This window comes from Agromyces aerolatus, from assembly GCF_031432255.1.
Taxonomy (GTDB): domain Bacteria; phylum Actinomycetota; class Actinomycetes; order Actinomycetales; family Microbacteriaceae; genus Agromyces.
The window spans coordinates 260,836-277,103 of the sequence record NZ_JAVKGQ010000004.1 but is presented as its reverse complement, the minus strand read 5'-3'; the positions used below and the strand labels follow the sequence as shown (position 1 = coordinate 277,103).

Here is a 16,268-nt window from a genome sequence, read left to right as displayed (position 1 = left end):
CGTCAGCCCTCGACGAGCTCGAGCAGCGTCGCGTTGGCGAGCCCGCCGCCCTCGCAGATCGCCTGGACCCCGTACTTGATGCCGTGGTCGCGCATGTGGTGGACGAGCGTCGTCATCACGCGCGCTCCCGACGCCCCGAGCGGATGCCCCAGGGCGATCGCCCCGCCGTTGACGTTGAGCCGGTCGGGGTCGGCGCCGATCTCGTCCTCCCACGCGCCGATGACCGAGGCGAAGGCCTCGTTCACCTCGAACGCGCCGATGTCGTCGACCGAGAGCCCGGCACGGCTCAGCAGCTTCCTCGTGGCCGGGATCGGGCCGGTCAGCATCGTCACCGGGTCCACGCCGACGACGGCCGAGTGGGTGATCTTCACGATCGGGCGAAGCCCGAGCTCACGCGCCTTCTCGGGCGTCATGATCAACAGCGCCGAGGACCCGTCCGAGATCTGCGACGCGTTCCCCGCATGGATGACCCCGCCCTCGCGGAAGGGGCTCTGCAGCTCGGCGAGCGTCTCGAGCGAGGTCCCCGGCCGGACGCCGCTGTCGGTGTCGAACACCGTCGTCGAACCGTCCTCGCCCGGGATCTCGACCGGGACGATCTGCCCCGCGAACGCCCCGCTCTCGATCGCGGCGACCGCCCGCTCGTGCGAGCGCACCGCGATCGAGTCGACACGTTCCCGGCTGAGGCCCCACCGCTCGGCGATCATCTCGGCGCCGACGCCCTGCGGCACCAGCCGATCGCCGTAGCGCTCGACGATGCCGCGGGCCGAGTTCGGCTCGCCCGGGCCGTTCTCGACCGACGAGAACATGGGGACGCGGTCCATCGACTCGGTCCCGCCGGCGACGACCACGTCGTAGTGGCCCGCGATCACGCCCGCGGCCGCGAACATGGCCGCCTGCTGCGACGAGCCGCACTGCCGGTCCACGGTGGTCGCGGGCACCGACTCGGGCCAGCCCGCCCCCAGCACGGTGTACCGGCCGAGGTTCATCGACTGCTCGCCGACCTGGCTGACGCACCCCCAGATCACGTCGTCGACGACGGCCGGGTCGATTCCCGTCCGGTCGGCGAGCGCCGTGAGCACGGTCGCGCCGAGATCGATCGGATGGACCGCGGCGAGCGCGCCCTTCCGGCGCCCGATCGGGGTGCGCACGGCTTCGACGATGACTGCTTCACGCATGTGACTTCTCCCTGGTCGTCGGTTGCGGGGTCGGTGCTCCTGAGACGGCGAACGGCGGCGCGACCTGCCAGAGCGGGCCGGCGGCCGTCGCGCGCTGCTGGAGCGAGCCTCGATGCACGAGGTGCGGGTCGTCGAGCAGCTCGGCGCTGCTCCGGACGGGCGTCACGCACGTCTCGGCCGCGTCGAGCAGTCGCGACCACTCGTCGCGGCTGCGCTCGAGGAAGACCCGCTCGAGCTCGGGCACGAGCGCGGGGTCGTCCTGCCGCGACTCCCACTCCGGATGCTCCAGGAGCGCGACGACGTTCCGCCAGAACTTGGGCTCGATCGCGGCCACGGCGACGTATCGCCCGTCGGCGCAGCGGTAGGCGCGGTAGCACGGCGAGTTCCCGTCGAGCGGCGTCCCGACCGGTTCGTCGAGCGCGAGCGCGCCGAACTCCTCGGAGAGCGGCATCCCGACCGTGAACAGTGCGGCGTCCATGAGCGCGACGTCGACCTGGCGGCCTCGACCCGTGGCCCTGGCCTCTGCCGACCCCGCGGCGATCGCGAGCGCCGCGAGCATGCCGCCGGCCACGTCGGCGTGCATGGCGCGCGGCGGCGTCGGCCCCGCGAGACTCGCGAGCGCGGCGAAGTTCAGATCGTGACCGGCGAACTGGGCGCGCGGGCCGTCCTGCCCGTAGCCGGACAGCGAGACGTACACGAGGCGCTCGTTCACGGCGGACAGATCCCGGTAGCCGATGCCGAGGCGGTCGGCGACGCCCGGCCGGAAGCTCTCGATGACCGCGTCGGCCGAGCGGGCCAGCTCGACGACCTGCTCGCGCCCCTCGGCGGTCTTCAGGTCGATCCGGTGGGAGCGTTTGCCCCGGTCGAGGTACTGGTGCTGCGCCGAGGAGTCGTCGCCGATGGCCGGGCGGAGGCGCCGGGTGTCGTCACCGCTCGGGTGCTCGACCTTGTGCACGGTCGCCCCGAGGTCGGCGAGCAGCAGCGTCGCGGTCCCGCCTGGCAGCATGCGCGAGAGGTCGAGCACGACCAGGCCGTCGAGCGGACGCCACGCGCGATCCGCGCTCACGCGAAGACTCCCCGGCCGACGATCTCCTTCATGATCTCGTTCGCGCCGCCATAGATCCGCTGCACCCGGGCGTCGCGCCACATGCGCGCGATCGGGGTCTCCTCCATGAAACCGTACCCGCCGTGCAGCTGGACGATCCGGTCGATGACCTCGCCCTCGAGGTCGGTCGCGCGGTACTTCGCCGCGGCGGCCTCCTCGGGTGACAGCTCGCCGTCGTTCAGGGCGAGGATGCATCGGTCGATGTGGCTGCGGGCGAACTGCAGCTCGGTGTGCATCTCGGCGAAGGCGTGCAGCACGGTCTGATGCTGGTGCAGGGGGCGCCCGAACGTCTCGCGCTCCGTCGCGTAGCGACGGCCGATCGCGAACGCCCGTTCGGCCGAGGCGACGGCGGTGACCGCGATCGCGAGCCGCTCCTGGGGCAGGTTGCGCTTGACGAGCGCGAACGCACCCCCGCGCTCGCCGATCAGGTTCCCCACCGGCACGCGCACCTCGTCGAGCACGACCTCGGCGGTGTCCTGCGCGCGCCGCCCGACCTTGTGCATGGGCGCGGCCTGCGTCAGCCCTGGAGCGCCGCGCTCGACCGCGAGGAGGCTCATGCCCCGGTCGCCGGTCCTCGCGAGCACGAGCACCAGACCCGCCATGTGGCCGTTGGTGATGAAGGTCTTCGCGCCGGACACCACGAAGTGGCCGTCCTCTTCGCGTGCGGTGGTCGCGATCCGCGCGAGATCGGATCCCGCGCCGGGTTCGGTCATGGCGATCGCGGTGATGAGCTCGCCGTTCACGAAACCCGGCAGCCAGCGCTCGCGCTGCTCGGCGGTCGCGTACTCCGTCAGGTACGGCGCGACGATGTCGTTGTGCAGCGAGAACCCGTCGGTGGCGAGTCCGCACGAAGCGACCTCTTCGTCGATGACGGCGTTGAACCGGAAGTCGCGGATGCCGAGCCCGCCGTACTCCTCGGGGGCTTGGAAGCCGAGGAACCCGAGCTCGCCGGCGCGACGCCAGAAGTCGGGGCTCGTGTACCCCTGTCGCTCCCACTCCTCGTTCCGCGGGACCCCCTCCGTGAGGATGAAGTCGCGGAACGCGTCGCGGAAGTCCTGATGCTCGGCATCGAACAGTCGGCGCTTCATCGGCTCATCCCATCCGTGCGCCGGCGTCCAGGCGGACGACCTCGGCGTTGAGCAGCTCGACCTCCATGAAGGTGCGCACGAGGGTCGCGAAGTCCTGGGCGGTGCCGAGTCGCTTGGGGAAGAGGTGCAGGTCCATGAGCCGCTCACGGCGAGCCTCGTCGATCGAGGCGAGCATCGGCGTGTCCATAATCCCCGGCGCGATCGCCATCACCCGGATGCCGAACTCCGCGAGATCGCGTGCGAGCTGCAGGGTGAGCTGCGCCACGGCCCCCTTGGAGGCGGTGTACGCCGCCTGCCCCATCTGCCCCTCGAACGCCGCGACCGATGAGACGTTCACGATGAGACCGCGCTCGCCGTTGGCGCCGGGCTCGTTGCCGGTCATCGCCTTGGCCACGTGCCGGCTGACGTCGATCAGCCCGACGAGATTGACGTCCAGGGCCTTGCGGAACGTGTCGAGCGGGAACATCTCGCCGCGCCGGTTCACGAGACGGTGGGCGGGCGAGATCCCGGCGGCGTTCACGAGCACGTCGATCCGGCCGAACTCGGCGATCGCCGCGGCGACGCCCTGCTCGACCTGGGCCGGCTCGGTGATGTCGACCGGCACGAACAGTACTCGCTCGCCGAGCTCGGCGGCGAGCGGCTCCCCGCGCCCGGTCGGCAGGTCGAACAGGACCGCGCGGCCCCCCTCGGCGACGACCATCCTCGCGGTTCCCTCGCCGAGGCCGCTGGCCCCGCCGGTGATCGCTACCACGCTGTTGGCGACCTTCATCGGCTCCCCCTTTTCGGTGATCTGCGTTCGAGCATACGACAATTTACAACCGACTGATAGTTTGATTTTGTGATCAGCCCGGTCGACTGCCGACTCAGCTCACCGGCCCACCCGCGACGTAGAGCACCTGACCCGAGACGAACGATGCACGCGGTGAGGCGAAGAAGGCGACCGCGTCGGCGACGTCTTCGGGCGTGCCGACCCGCCGCACCGCGATCGCCTCGGCCGTGCGAGCCTGGAACTCCGCGACATCGACGCCGAGGCGGGCAGCCGTGGCCGCGGTCATCTCCGTCGCGATGAACCCGGGAGCCACGGCATTCACCGTGATCCCGAACGGCCCGAGCTCGAGGGCCAGGGACTTGGTGAAGCCCTGCACGCCGGCCTTGGCCGCGGCGTAGTTCGCCTGTCCCCGGTTGCCGACCGCCGACTGCGACGAGATGTTCACGATGCGCCCCGTGCGTGCGGCCACCATCGCGGCCTGGACGGCACGCGACATGAGGAACGCCCCGCGAAGATGCACGCCCATGACGGCGTCCCAATCGTCGTCGGACATCTTGAACAGGAGATTGTCGCGCGTGATGCCGGCATTGTTCACGAGGATCGTGGCCGGCCCGAGCCGATCGGCGACGCCGGCGACCACCGCCTCGACCTCCGCCGTGGACGAGACGTCCGCGCCGAACGCCGAGGCGACGCCACCGACGCCCTCGATCAGGCCCACCGTCTCGGTGCACGCCTCAGCGGTGAGGTCGACCGCGGCGACCCGCGCCCCCATGCCGGCGAGCTGCAGGCTGATCGCCCGGCCGAGCCCTCTCGCCGCCCCGGTGACGATGGCCGTCGTGTCCTGCAGGTCCATCCTGACTCCCCTTCGAGTGACCTCATCGTGATGCGACGCCGGCGCCGCGTGACCTCCTCGTCGAGGACGTCGCGGACAAGCCAGAGCGTCGAATTTCAATCGATCGGTTGGTAAATCCTTACGGCCGAAACTATACTCCAGCACATGTCAGACGCCCCCTCCTCGGCCGCACTCACCGGCCGGATCGCCCTCGTCACCGGCGCCTCGCGCGGAGTGGGACGTGCGATCGCGATGACCCTGGCCGCACGCGGCGCCACCGTCGCCGTGAACTACCACGCCAACGACGAGGCGGCCTCCGCCACGGTCGCCGCGATCCGCGACGCCGGCGGGCACGCGCTCGCCTGCCGAGCGCCGATCGGCGACGACGACGCCGTCTCGGGCATGCTCGACACGATCGGGCGGGAGCTCGGCGCGATCAGCATCGTCGTGAGCAACGCGGGCCGCGCCAGCAACGGCAAGAAGATCATCGCGACCGCGCCGCAGGAGTACACCGACATGCTCGAGGTGCACACCCTCGGCCCACTGCGACTCATCCGCGAGCTGCTGCCGCAGCTGCGCGAGCACGAGCGCAGCGACGTGATCTTCATCTCGAGCACGGTCACCCGAGCCTTCCCCAGCCATTCGGCGCCCTACACGATGGCCAAGGCCGCCACCGAGGCCGCCGCCCGGTCGCTCGCGTTCGAGGAGCGCGGCCACGGCATCAGGACCAACGTCGTGGCCCCGGGCCTGGTCGCGACCGACATGGGCGGCGACCTCGTCGGCGCGATGACGGGCAAGGACATCGCCGCACTGGACCGGGAGTCGCCCTACGGCCGGGTCTGCCGGCCGGAGGACGTCGCGCGGGTCGTCGCATTCCTCGCCTCGAGCGACGCCGACTACCTCAACGGCCAGCGCATCGCGGTCGACGGAGGCGGTCCGATCGGTGCGATCTACTGATCGCCGAGCCGGAACCGCTGATAATCTGACGTTCGATTGATTCACAGGCACTGAGACGAGGACCCATGGCCCAGGCGGGAACACGGGCGACGGATTCGCCGCGCACCTCGAAGGGGATCGAGCGCGAGCAGCAGATCCTCGCGATCGCGGAGAACCTCTTCCACAAGCGCGGCTACGCGCAGACCTCGGTCGGCGACATCGCCGAGGCGACCGGGCTGCTCAAGGGCAGCCTCTACTACTACATGGAGTCGAAGGAAGACCTCCTCTACCGCATCGTCAGCGAGGTGCACGAGGTCTCGCATCAGCAGCTCGCCGACGCGCTCAAAGACACCGGGACCCCGGCCCTCGAACGACTCGTCGACTTCACGCACGCGCAGCTGCTCTACAACGCGGAGCACCACACGCGCGTCGCGGTGTACCACCACGAGTGGCGGCGGCTCGAGGGCGCGCGCCTCAAGGACGTCCGCAGCCGCCGGCAGGAGTACGACCAGGAGCTGGCCTCGCTCATCGCCCAGGTGCGCGACGAGGGCGGCCTCCCGGCGGATGTCGACCTCCGCCTCGTGGCCAACAACATCCTCGCCGTCGTCTGCTGGCCGTACACGTGGTATCGCCCGGCCGACCTGACGCCCCGCGCGCTCGCCGACTTCGGCGCGGCCTTCGTGCGCAGCGCCCTCAGCGGCCTGTCTGCGACGTGACCGCGGCCGCTCCGGACGACGACGTCCCCCCGTTCAAGGCGCTCATGCGGCGGTACGCGTTCGCGTACACCGCGAGTCACGACTTCTCGGTCGCCGACGAGCTCATGGTCGACGACTACGTGCTCAGGATGGGCGAGCACGAGATCCGTGGCCGCGAACAGGCGTACAAGCCGGCGACCGCGCGGCAGTACCGCCAGTATCCCGGGCTCGGCTTCACGGTCCACGACCTCATCTCGAACGGCGATCGTGCGGCGATGCGGTTCACCGAGCACGGCCGCAGCATCCGCGCCGGCGTGTCGACGTCGTGGCGCGGGATCAGCCTGTACCGCTGGAACGGCCGGCGGCTGACCGAGTGCCGCGTCGAGCAGGACTACTGCGCGCGCACCGTCCAGGTGGAGACGGGGCGGTCGAACCCCGTCCCCGCTCCCGCGCTCGACCCGTGGTGCGTACCCGACGATGCCGAGCGCGCGGATGACGTCGCCCGCGTCCGCGAGTGGCTCGCCACCTCAGCGTGGCTCGACGACGATCGCATCGAGCTCGACGACGAGGCGCACGGCTCCCGCGCGCGAGTCTCCCTCGACGACCCCGCGACCGAGGTGCTCGACCTGTTCGGCGCGGGGCCGTCGGTCGCGTTCCACGTACGCACCGACGGGGTCTACCGCGGCGGCCTGCCGCTGGCCGACGACGACCTGCTCGGAGCGCGCGTCCAGCTCTTCGCGACCGGCATCGTGCAGGCGTCCGACGGCGTCGTCACGGGCCATGCGGTGACCGACCGCCTGAGCGTCGGCCGGCGCGTGCGCCGCTGACCCTCACGCGACGTCGGCGCGACGCGCCCGCCGAGCACCAGAAGCGCTTCCGGTGATAGCATTTCCTATATGCACGAGAGTCAACTGGAGGAAGTTCTTCGGGAGGCCGCTCGTCGGGCAGATGCCATGCACGAAGAGTCTCGGCGAATCCTGGTCGAGTCTGCGCGGGCGGGCGCGAGCGCCGGGCTCTCGCAACGTCAGATCGCCAAGGCGATCGGGCGCAGCCAGCCCGAGGTCTCGCGGCTCCTCCGATTCCACGGTCGGTCACCGCTGGCTCGTGCGCTCGAACGATACCGCTCGGCCATTCTCCGACGCCTCGCGCGATCCGGCGCACACCATGTGCGCGTCTTCGGCAGCGTCAGCAGGGGCCAAGATGGACCCACGTCCGACATCGATCTGCTGGTCGATTTCACCACTCCGCCGAGCCTCTTCGAACTCGCCGAGCTCGAGGCCGACCTGAGCGAACTCGTCGGCGCACAGGTCGATGTCGCGGTCGCGAGCGACCTCCGGGCCAACCTCGCGCCACGCGTCCTTGCGGAAGCGGTTCCCCTGTGAGTCGCAACGATGCCGAGCTGATCGGCGATGCGCTCGAGCACCTCGCCATTCTGCACCGGCACCTCGAACGCGCCGATCTCGACGACGGAACGGTCGCTGAGGCGGTGAGCCTGCGACTGGCTTCGGCGATCGAGGCGCTCGCCGGTACCTCCGATGAGGTGCGTGCACGAATCAGCGGAGGTCGATGGCATGCCATCTGGGCGACGCGAAACCGCATCGCGCACGGCTACGCCAGCATCGACTCCGCAATCATCCGGGCGACGGTCGAACGCGATCTACCGGTGCTCGAGGCTGCGCTCCAGCGGGAGATTCGGCAGCGCTGAGAAGACGCCGCCGCGGTAGGCGGCGGCGGGGTGCCGGTCGGGCAGCCGCGCGCCCTCGCCCATGATGCGCTCGCGGAGCGTCTCGCCCGGGACGTAGGCCTCGCGCAGGCGGCCGCGACGGCGCAGCTCGGGGGCGACCAGGTCGGCGAAGTCCTTCACGGTGTCGAACGAGTGGTACTGCTTGAGGTTGATGCCGTCGATGCCGTCCACGTCGAGCCAGTGCTCGATCCGGTCGGCGACCTGCGCGGGTGTGCCCACGGCGAGGAACCGCGAGTCCCACGCCTCGTCGGCCGCGTCGATGAACGCACCGACCGTGAGGTGCAGGGGAAGCCCGCCGGCCTCGATCACGTCGTGCCGGCCTTCACGTTCGAGCGCCTCGCGCACGGTGATCGCCGGGTCGTGCTCGAGCGGGTGGAACGGCACGCTCATGTGCACGAACAGGCCCTCGCGGTCGCGGAAGCTGCGGTAGCGCTCGTACTTCGCGCGCGCCTCCTCCTCGGTCCGGCCGACGATGATCGACGCCATGACGAGGTACCGGGTGTCCGAGGCGAGGCGGCCCGCGGCGACGGCGGCCTCGCGGATCGTCCGGATGTTCCGCTCGAGCGCGCCGGCCGGCCGGTCGGCCGTGAACAGCACCTCGGCGTGCCGTGCGGCGAACGCGATCCCGGCGGTCGAGGCCGACGCCTGGAACAGCAGTGGCACGCGCTGCGGCGACGGCTCCGAGAGGTGCGGCCCGGCCACCCGGAAGTACTCGCCGACATGATCGATGCGCCGCACCTTCGCGGGGTCGGCGTACAGGTCGCCGGCCTTGTCTACGAGGACCGCGTCGTCGTCCCACGAGCCCTCCCACAGCTTGTACAGCACGTCGACGTATTCCTCGGCGATCACATACCGCTGATCGTGCGGGACCTGGTCCTCGAGGCCGAAGTTCCGCGCCGCGTTCGGCAGGTAGGACGTGACGATGTTCCAGCCGATCCGGCCGCCGGTCAGGTGATCGAGCGTCGACATGCGCCGCGCGAACGCGAACGGCGGCTCATACGTGGTCGAGAATGTGATCCCGAAGCCGACGTGCTCGGTCACGGCGGCCATCGCGGGCACGACCAGCATCGGGTCGTTGTTCGGGATCTGCAGGCCGCGGCGGAGCGCGGGCGCGAAGTCGCCGTCGTACACGTCGTACGCGCCGACCACGTCGGCGAGGAAGATCGCGTCGAAGCCGCCGGCCTCGGCGTGCCGGGCGAGCTCGGTCCAGTAGTCGATGCTCGTGTACCGCTCGCGCTGGTTGTCGGGTTGCCGCCACAGTCCGTGTGTGATGTGGCCCGGCGTGTTCATCTCGAACAGGTTCACGATGAGCCGCTTGGTCATGCGTTCGCTCCGTCCCGCGTGCGCGCAGGAGCGTCCGCCGCGGCCTCGGCCGAGGCATCCGCTCGCCGTGCCCATTCGGGTGGCGTGCCGTTCAGCTCCCAGTCGCCGATCGCGCGCTGCCGGTGCACCGCCGGATTGTGCGTCGCGATCGTGCGCGCGTTGCGCCAGTGCCGGTCGAGCGCGAGCTCGGCGTCGACCGCCGACGCGCCGCCGACCTCGAACAGGCGCGACGCCGCGTCGATCACCGTCGGGAGGACCGTCTGCTGCGCCCGGTACACGTCGAGCTGCGCCCGGGTGAACTCGGCCGGGTCGCCACGCCCGTCCAGGTACGCATCGAGCGCGCGGTCGAGCGACCGCGCCGCCTCGAGCGTGATCGCGCGGGCCGAGAACGCGCCGGCCGACAGTTCGCCGACGATCGACTGGACGAGCGGATGCTCCCGCGGCAGCGCCTCGCCCGCGTAGCCGAAGATGCGGCGCCGCGGCTGCACGTAGGCGACCGCGTCGTCGACGACGGCCTGGCCAATGCCCGCGACCACGGCGAGGAGCACGAGCTGGAAAAACCCCATCAGGTACGGGTGCCGGAACCCGTCGTGGTCGGCCGAGTACGGCCGCACGTCAGCGGGGTCGACGGCGACGCCGTCGAAGGTGGTCGTCCCGCTGCCGGTGAGTCGCTGACCGAAGCCGCGCCAGTCGTCGACCGATTCGACGCCGGGTTCGCGGGTCGCGACGAGCACCTGCAGGTCTTCGTCACCGCGCCGCGCGGAGAGGTCGATCCAGTCGGCGTAGATGCTGCCGGTCGTGTAGAACTTGCGGCCGTTCAGGCGAAGCACGTCGCCGTCGTCCGTCAGCGTCGTCGCGAGGCCCGAGGTCGCGGTCAGCTCCGACTGCGCGTTGCCGACGAGCTCCCCGGCCAGCACACGCCGGTACCAGACGACTCGACGCGCCGGGTCGGGTTCGAAGAACTGCTGCTCGATCACCGCGAGGTGACCGCGGAAGACGTGCGCGATGTTCGAGTCGGCGGCCGCGAGCGTGATCAGCTCGTCGGTCAGCTCGGTCACCGAGACCCCGGCACCTCCCGCCGAGGCCGGGACCCGCGCGGCGGGCAGCCCCGTGGCGATCACCTCGGCGACGAGGTCGCGCGGCAGCTCGCGCGATCGGTCGCGCTCAGCGGCCCCGGCGCGGATCCGTTCGAGCAGTTCGGTCGAGAGGGGCACGTGGTCTCCTGGTTCGGTTCGGAGGTCTGATGCGGGCGGTGTGCGTCTGGCGGTGAGCGGTGCGGGCCCGTGCGGGCCCGTCATTTGACCGCGCCGAGCGCGAGCCCGCTGATGAGGCGCTTCTGCGAGATGAGGAACACGAGCAGGAGCGGGAGCGACGTGATCACGGCGAGCGCCATGAGGCTGTTCCACTCGGTCGAGTAGACCGAGCTCTGCTGGGCGAGCAGGCCGCTCACGGGGAGGACGACGCCCTGCGGCAGGAAGTTGATCGCGTACACGAACTCGCCCCAGACCGAGATGAAGACGATCGCGAGCACGGTCACGATGCCGTTCCCGAGCATCGGCACCGCGATCCGGCGGAAGGTCTGCCACCGACCGGCGCCGTCGAGCTCGGCCGCCTCGTAGACCGACGTCGGGATCGCGAGCACGAACGGGCGCAGCAGCATGATCGCGAACGGCAGCAGCAGCGCGATGTCGGCGAGGATCAGCCCGCCGAGCGACCCGAGCAGACCCCACGACGCGAGCACGCTGTACAGCGGGATCACGGTCATCGGCTGCGGCACCATCTGCAGCACGAGGAGCGCGGCGAGCACCACCGCGATGACGATGCTCCACCGCCGGCTGATCCGGCGGGCGAGCGCGAAGGCCGCGGGCACCGCGAGCAGGAGCACGACCGCGGTCACGACGACCGCGATCTGCAGCGACGTGAGGATCGCGCCGATGCCGTCCCCGACGACGTCGGCGTAGGTGTCGAGCGTGGGCGCGAAGATCACCCCGTTCGGGTCCTTCAGCACCTGCTGCTGCGTCTTGAGCGAGGTGAGCACGACCCACAGCAGCGGCACCAGGTAGACGAGGCCGAGGGCGATCGCGACGAGCCGGAACCAGCGTCGCGTACGACGCGAGATCACGAGGCGGCCTCCTCTCGGCGCACGGCGCGTACGTACGGCACCGCGAACAGTGCGACCGCGAGCATGGCGATCAGGGCGACGGTCGCCCCCTCGCTCATCTGGAAGTCGTTGAACGCGAGCTGGTACGACAGCACGGGCAGCGTCGTCGTGGTCGTCCCGGGCCCGCCCTGGGTGGTGACGTAGAAGAAGTCGAAGCTCTTGAACGCGTAGAGCACGGTCAGGATGGCGAGGATGCCGAGCGTCGGTCGCAGCAGCGGCAGCACGATCCGCACCTGGGTCCGCCAGAACCCCGCGCCGTCGAGCGCGGCCGCCTCGAGCAGCTCGGGCGAGACCGCGAGCAGACCGCCGCGGATCACGAGGATCGAGAACGGCAGCGCCGCCCACGCGATGATCGCGGCGACCGAGAACAGGGCGAGATCGGGCGAGCTGAGCCACGACACCGTCGGCAGGCCGAGCGCCGCGATCGCGGTGTTGATCGGCCCCGAGTCGTCGAGCAGGAACTTCCACGCGCTGCCCGAGACGATGGGCGGCAGCGCCCACACGAAGACCAGGAGCGCGAGCACCGCCTCGGTGACCCGGCCGCCCGCCGACAGCACCGACGCGGCCAGGAACCCGATCACGAAGTTCGACGCGAGCAGGACGAGCGCGACGACGAGGGTGCGCCAGACCGCGGCCCACAGCTCGGCGTCGCCGAGCGCGGCGGCGAAGTTCTCGAGGCCGACGGCCGGCCACTCGCCGATGATGTTGGACGGCCCGACATCGCTGAGGGACATCCGGACCAGGACGATGAGCGGGTAGATCGCGAGCCCCGCGAGCAGACCGGCGGCCGGCACGAGGAACCAGATCGGGGTCCTCGTCACCAGCCGCCGGACCGCGCCGGGTGTGCCCGGTCGCGCGGGCGGCGGCGCGGCCGGGCGCTCCGGGGAGGTCTGCCCGGTGGCGTCCTCGGTGAGCGCGAGCGTCACGAGCAGGTCCCGCCGCCGTCCTCGATCGCGGCCGCGATGTCGGCGACGGCCGTGGCGCTCGCGTCGGCGGCCGAGGTCTGCCCCGACCAGACGCTGCTGATCGCCTTGCCCAGCGCGGTCTGGATGCTCGCCGTGTTCTCATTGTTCGGCCAGGCCGCCGCGGTCTGCGCCGCCGCGACGAAGGGCTGCACCTCGGCGTTCTCCTGGATCACCGGCAGCTCCGAGACATCCGCCCGCACCGGGATGGAGCCGGCCGCCTCGAAGATCGCCTCGCCCGCACCCGAGCTGAGCACCGCCTGCTCCAGGAACTCCCACGCGAGGTCCTTGTGCGGCGACGCGGAGCCGATCGCGAACCCCTCGCCGCCGGGGTAGACGATGCTCTCGCCGCCGGCCGGTGCGGGGTACTGCGCGGTGCCCCACGCGAAGTCGGCCTCTGCCGCGTTGCCGAGGTTCCAGTTGCCGTTGATGCCGAACGCGAACTCACCGGTCGCGAACTGCTGCCAGGCATCGGTCTGATCCCAGGTCGCGGTCGCCTGCGGCGTCGAGCCCGCCTTGGCCCAGCTCTCGGCGCGGGCGAACGCGGCCTCGACCTCGGGGCCCTCGAAGTCGCAGTAGTCCACGCCGAGGCCGATCAGCTGCGGCGCGAACAGCCACGCCCCCTCGACGCTCGGCGCGCCCGAGAGCGCGAGCCCCTTGTACCGGCCGTCGGCGGCCACGGTCGCGAGATCCTCGGTCAGCTCGTCGAGCGTGGCGGGCGGACCGTCGATGCCGACCTCGGCGAGCACGTCGGCGTTGTAGTAGAGCCCGATCAGGTTCGTGAACGGCAGCAGGTTGTAGACCTGGCCGTCCGTGCGCCAGGCGGCCGCCTCCGGATACTGGCCGGCGTCGGCGTACTCGTCCCAGTACTCGGTGAGATCGGCCGTGACCTCGCCCGCGACGAGCGTCGGGTAGTCGACGACGATGTTGTTGATGAACAGGTCGGGCGTCGAGCCGGTCGCGACCGACGCGAGCAGCTTCTGGTCCTGCTGGTCGCCGACCGTCTGCACGATGTCGATCGTGACGTCCGGGTGCTCGGCCTCGAACTGCTCGACCTGCGCGGCGAGCCAGTCGGCCTGCGTGCCCGTGTAGTAGCTCCAGAACGTCAGGGTCGTGCGCTCGCCGTCGCCACCGCTCTGCGAACTGATCGCGCAGCCGCTGAGGACGAATGCGGCAGCGGCGCCTGCGGCGATGGTTCGGAGCGTGCGGGACGCGGGCATGGGGTTCCTCTCGATCACGGGCCGGGGGTTCGGCGCGTTCGAGGAGACTACGAGGGTCGCGTGGCCCGCGTTCGAGGCGGCGACACGCGTTGACCAGGTGCGTCACGCGACGCAACACTCGGCGCGATTCGAACGGATGCCGCGCGCTGCGCGCCGTCCGCCGCACGCCGTGTGACGCCGTGTGTCACGTTCGGGGCCGGGAGCTCGCGCGCTCCCGAGCGGGCCGAGCGGCGGCGGCGGCGGCGCGTCACTCGATGAGCGCCGCGACGATCTCAGGGAAACGGACGGCGATCGCCTGCCAGAGGATCTCTTCGTCGGTGCCGTCGTAGTCATGAGCGATGAAGTTGCGCACCGCACGGATGCCCCGCCAGTCCACGTCGGGGTGCGCGGCACGGAACGCCTCGGGCAGGCGATCGGCGGCGGCCGACAGATCGATGAGCAGGGATCTGGCGATGCGACGCTGATCGTCGTCCGCGGGGTCGACGAAGCGGTCATGGCCGCGATCGACGACGCGGCGAGCGGTGACCGCGAAACGCGCGATGTCCGAGAGGATCGCCGGTGTTCGGTCCAGGCTCTCGTTCATAGGGCGAGGCCGTTCACAGGGCCACCGCCTCGTCACGGATGCGGTCCATCGTCGGCCCCCTGCCACGATCGGAGACCACGTCGACGCCGACGCCGAGCAGCTCCTCGAGCTCCACCATGAACCCGGCGAGGTCGAACAGCGAGGTCTGGGGGCCGGGATGGACCAGCAGATCGACGTCGGATCCCGCACCTGCCTGGCCGCGGGCGACCGAACCGAACACCCGGACCTCGCTCAATCCGCGCCGAGCGGCAGCGCGAAGGATCGAGTCCTTGGCGGCACGGACCCGTTCGAAGGTCGGCACGCGCAGCACCGCTTCCAGCCGCTCGAGGGTCTCGGCGGCCGGCGCGCGTCGACCCGTCTCGTATGCGGCGATGTTCGGCTGCGGCACCCCCGCGCGCATGGCGAGCTCGCGCTGCGACAGGCCGGCCTCCAGGCGTCGGCGCCGCAGTGTCTCTCCCACGGTGGGATCGCCCATCCCCACATGATAGCGCCTCGCTATCGGCTCGGTGCCCCTGGAGGGACTCGAACCCCCAACCCTCTCCTTAGGACGGAGCTGCTCTTCCATTGAGCTACAGAGGCTGACCGGGGACGAGTCTACCGGCTCGCGATAGCCTGGTCGTCGGCGTGCACACGGCGTGTGGAGGGGTGACGTTGACGATGACAACGAGGTTCTGGATCGGCGCGTCGACGGTGGGCGAGCTGGGTTCGCCGGCGCGAGGCATCCGCCCCCTCGACGTGGACGCGGACGGCTCGGCCGTCCTCGGGGAGCCCGTGGATGTCGGCCCAAACCCCATGTTCCTCGCGCGCGACGCGCGCGGCCGGCTCGCGATCGCGCACGAGCTCGACGCGGGCGAGATCTCCACGTGGCGCATCGAGGGTGACACTCTGCACGCCGTCGCCCCGCGGTCCACGACGGGCTCGGCGGGCCCGTGCCATGTCGCGTTCGACGCCGACGGCGCCCGCATCTTCGCCGCCAACTACGGCGGCGGACGGCTCTCGGTGCACGACGCCGAGACCGGGGAGCTGCTGGGCGCGTTCGACTTCGAGGGCGACGGCCCCCGGTTCGATCGGCAGGAGTCGCCGCACGCGCACCAGGCGGTGGTCGACGGCGCGCGGTCGAGGCTGCTCGTGAGCGATCTGGGCTCGGACCGCATCCGCGTCATCCGCTTCGCGCCGACGGGCGAGCCGACGCACGAGCCCGCCGACGACCTCGTGCTGCACGCCGGCGCCGGCCCCCGGCACCTCGTCGTCGTGGACGACCTCGCGGTGGTCGCGAACGAGCTCGACCGGACCGCGAGCCTCGTCGACCTCGCCTCCGGCGAGGAGCTGCAGCGCATCCCGATCGGCTCGGAGGTCATGCCCCGAGGGCTCGGCGCATCCGCGATCCGGCTCACGCGCGCGGGCACGATCCTCATCGGCGATCGCGACCTCGACGGCGTTCAGGCACTGCGACTGGATGCCTCGCGGCGCAGCCTCTCGCACGTCGCATCGCTCGTCACGGGCGGGACGCACCCGCGCGACCTCGAGCTCACGCACGACGAACGGCACCTGATCGTCGCCGATCAGGCCTCCGACTCCCTCGCGGTCGTCGCGCTCGACGAGCAGGGCGTGCCGACGCATGTCGTCAGCACACTGGCCACGCCGGCGCCGACGTGCGTCGCGCGGGTGTAGCCGC

Annotated in this window: 18 protein-coding genes and 1 tRNA gene; 6 read left to right on the top strand and 13 right to left on the bottom strand. The window is 71.1% G+C overall.

Annotation, left to right across the window (positions count from 1 at the left end):
• Positions 1 to 2 precede the first annotated feature (2 nt).
• From RH864_RS07875 to fabG, 5 genes are all read right to left on the bottom strand, one after another.
• Positions 3 to 1,175: a thiolase family protein gene (locus RH864_RS07875; RefSeq protein WP_310516980.1), complete on the bottom strand. Its 1,173-nt coding sequence runs from the start codon at positions 1,173 to 1,175 to the stop codon at positions 3 to 5.
• Entirely contained in the window at positions 1,168 to 2,241 is a 1,074-nt protein-coding gene (locus RH864_RS07870) for a CaiB/BaiF CoA transferase family protein (RefSeq protein ID WP_310516979.1), read from the bottom strand. The genes RH864_RS07875 and RH864_RS07870 overlap by 8 nt, the downstream gene beginning before the upstream one ends.
• Positions 2,238 to 3,368: an acyl-CoA dehydrogenase family protein gene (locus RH864_RS07865; RefSeq protein ID WP_310516978.1), complete on the bottom strand. Its 1,131-nt coding sequence runs from the start codon at positions 3,366 to 3,368 to the stop codon at positions 2,238 to 2,240. Before RH864_RS07865 ends, RH864_RS07870 begins: the two co-directional genes overlap by 4 nt.
• A gap of 4 nt (positions 3,369 to 3,372) precedes the next feature.
• Positions 3,373 to 4,137: an SDR family NAD(P)-dependent oxidoreductase gene (locus RH864_RS07860; protein ID WP_310516977.1), complete on the bottom strand. Its 765-nt coding sequence runs from the start codon at positions 4,135 to 4,137 to the stop codon at positions 3,373 to 3,375.
• Between the two features lie 94 nt (positions 4,138 to 4,231).
• Entirely contained in the window at positions 4,232 to 4,990 is a 759-nt protein-coding gene (fabG, locus tag RH864_RS07855) for a 3-oxoacyl-ACP reductase FabG (RefSeq protein WP_310516976.1), read from the bottom strand.
• Between the two features lie 144 nt (positions 4,991 to 5,134).
• Here fabG and RH864_RS07850 point away from each other — a divergent pair, with 144 nt between their 5' ends.
• The 5 genes from RH864_RS07850 (at position 5,135) to RH864_RS07830 (ending at position 8,305) form a co-directional block, all read left to right on the top strand.
• Positions 5,135 to 5,926: an SDR family NAD(P)-dependent oxidoreductase gene (locus tag RH864_RS07850; RefSeq protein WP_310516975.1), complete on the top strand. Its 792-nt coding sequence runs from the start codon at positions 5,135 to 5,137 to the stop codon at positions 5,924 to 5,926.
• Between the two features lie 65 nt (positions 5,927 to 5,991).
• The gene (locus tag RH864_RS07845) at positions 5,992 to 6,621 is read left to right on the top strand and encodes a TetR/AcrR family transcriptional regulator (RefSeq protein WP_310516974.1); all 630 of its coding nucleotides are present in this window, start codon (positions 5,992 to 5,994) and stop codon (positions 6,619 to 6,621) included.
• On the top strand, positions 6,618 to 7,427 hold the full coding sequence (locus RH864_RS07840; RefSeq protein WP_310516973.1) for a nuclear transport factor 2 family protein: 810 nt from the start codon (positions 6,618 to 6,620) through the stop codon (positions 7,425 to 7,427). The genes RH864_RS07845 and RH864_RS07840 overlap by 4 nt, the downstream gene beginning before the upstream one ends.
• A gap of 126 nt (positions 7,428 to 7,553) precedes the next feature.
• Positions 7,554 to 7,982: a nucleotidyltransferase family protein gene (locus tag RH864_RS07835; protein ID WP_310516972.1), complete on the top strand. Its 429-nt coding sequence runs from the start codon at positions 7,554 to 7,556 to the stop codon at positions 7,980 to 7,982.
• On the top strand, positions 7,979 to 8,305 hold the full coding sequence (locus RH864_RS07830) for a HepT-like ribonuclease domain-containing protein (RefSeq protein ID WP_310516971.1): 327 nt from the start codon (positions 7,979 to 7,981) through the stop codon (positions 8,303 to 8,305). Before RH864_RS07835 ends, RH864_RS07830 begins: the two co-directional genes overlap by 4 nt.
• Here RH864_RS07830 and RH864_RS07825 read toward each other — a convergent pair.
• The 8 genes from RH864_RS07825 to RH864_RS07790 all read right to left on the bottom strand — a co-directional run bounded on the left by RH864_RS07825 (position 8,258) and on the right by RH864_RS07790 (position 15,172).
• Positions 8,258 to 9,667: an NtaA/DmoA family FMN-dependent monooxygenase gene (locus RH864_RS07825; protein ID WP_310516970.1), complete on the bottom strand. Its 1,410-nt coding sequence runs from the start codon at positions 9,665 to 9,667 to the stop codon at positions 8,258 to 8,260. The two genes, RH864_RS07830 and RH864_RS07825, sit on opposite strands and share 48 nt — an antisense overlap.
• Entirely contained in the window at positions 9,664 to 10,881 is a 1,218-nt protein-coding gene (locus tag RH864_RS07820; protein WP_310516969.1) for an acyl-CoA dehydrogenase family protein, read from the bottom strand. Before RH864_RS07820 ends, RH864_RS07825 begins: the two co-directional genes overlap by 4 nt.
• 80 nt (positions 10,882 to 10,961) lie before the next feature.
• Positions 10,962 to 11,789 carry a carbohydrate ABC transporter permease gene (locus tag RH864_RS07815; RefSeq protein WP_310516968.1) on the bottom strand — a complete coding sequence of 276 codons (828 nt, stop codon included), beginning with the start codon at positions 11,787 to 11,789 and terminating at the stop codon, positions 10,962 to 10,964.
• Positions 11,786 to 12,754, bottom strand: coding sequence for a carbohydrate ABC transporter permease (locus RH864_RS07810; protein WP_310516967.1), 969 nt, complete (start codon positions 12,752 to 12,754; stop codon positions 11,786 to 11,788). Before RH864_RS07810 ends, RH864_RS07815 begins: the two co-directional genes overlap by 4 nt.
• Complete coding sequence (locus RH864_RS07805) at positions 12,751 to 14,010, bottom strand: ABC transporter substrate-binding protein (protein WP_310516966.1); 1,260 nt, start codon at positions 14,008 to 14,010, stop codon at positions 12,751 to 12,753. Before RH864_RS07805 ends, RH864_RS07810 begins: the two co-directional genes overlap by 4 nt.
• Positions 14,011 to 14,257: 247 nt before the next feature.
• Positions 14,258 to 14,593: a HepT-like ribonuclease domain-containing protein gene (locus tag RH864_RS07800; protein WP_310516965.1), complete on the bottom strand. Its 336-nt coding sequence runs from the start codon at positions 14,591 to 14,593 to the stop codon at positions 14,258 to 14,260.
• Between the two features lie 13 nt (positions 14,594 to 14,606).
• Complete coding sequence (locus RH864_RS07795) at positions 14,607 to 15,068, bottom strand: helix-turn-helix domain-containing protein (RefSeq protein ID WP_310516964.1); 462 nt, start codon at positions 15,066 to 15,068, stop codon at positions 14,607 to 14,609.
• A gap of 32 nt (positions 15,069 to 15,100) precedes the next feature.
• Positions 15,101 to 15,172 (bottom strand) — tRNA-Arg (locus RH864_RS07790).
• 78 nt (positions 15,173 to 15,250) lie between these two features.
• Between RH864_RS07790 and RH864_RS07785 the strand changes: the two genes are divergently transcribed.
• Entirely contained in the window at positions 15,251 to 16,264 is a 1,014-nt protein-coding gene (locus tag RH864_RS07785; protein ID WP_310516963.1) for a lactonase family protein, read from the top strand.
• Positions 16,265 to 16,268: the final 4 nt, after the last annotated feature.

What these genes read in the sequence shown, in the direction of transcription:
- RH864_RS07785 (WP_310516963.1), top strand. Translation starts at nt 15,251, where the DNA reads ATGACAACGAGGTTCTGGATCGGCGCGTCGACGGTGGGCGAGCTGGGT.
- RH864_RS07845 (WP_310516974.1), top strand. Translation starts at nt 5,992, where the DNA reads ATGGCCCAGGCGGGAACACGGGCGACGGATTCGCCGCGCACCTCGAAG.
- RH864_RS07825 (WP_310516970.1), bottom strand. Translation starts at nt 9,667, where the DNA reads ATGACCAAGCGGCTCATCGTGAACCTGTTCGAGATGAACACGCCGGGC.
- RH864_RS07805 (WP_310516966.1), bottom strand. Translation starts at nt 14,010, where the DNA reads ATGCCCGCGTCCCGCACGCTCCGAACCATCGCCGCAGGCGCCGCTGCC.
- RH864_RS07850 (WP_310516975.1), top strand. Translation starts at nt 5,135, where the DNA reads ATGTCAGACGCCCCCTCCTCGGCCGCACTCACCGGCCGGATCGCCCTC.
- RH864_RS07865 (WP_310516978.1), bottom strand. Translation starts at nt 3,368, where the DNA reads ATGAAGCGCCGACTGTTCGATGCCGAGCATCAGGACTTCCGCGACGCG.
- RH864_RS07800 (WP_310516965.1), bottom strand. Translation starts at nt 14,593, where the DNA reads ATGAACGAGAGCCTGGACCGAACACCGGCGATCCTCTCGGACATCGCG.
- RH864_RS07835 (WP_310516972.1), top strand. Translation starts at nt 7,554, where the DNA reads ATGCACGAAGAGTCTCGGCGAATCCTGGTCGAGTCTGCGCGGGCGGGC.
- RH864_RS07860 (WP_310516977.1), bottom strand. Translation starts at nt 4,137, where the DNA reads ATGAAGGTCGCCAACAGCGTGGTAGCGATCACCGGCGGGGCCAGCGGC.
- RH864_RS07795 (WP_310516964.1), bottom strand. Translation starts at nt 15,068, where the DNA reads ATGGGCGATCCCACCGTGGGAGAGACACTGCGGCGCCGACGCCTGGAG.
- fabG (WP_310516976.1), bottom strand. Translation starts at nt 4,990, where the DNA reads ATGGACCTGCAGGACACGACGGCCATCGTCACCGGGGCGGCGAGAGGG.
- RH864_RS07875 (WP_310516980.1), bottom strand. Translation starts at nt 1,175, where the DNA reads ATGCGTGAAGCAGTCATCGTCGAAGCCGTGCGCACCCCGATCGGGCGC.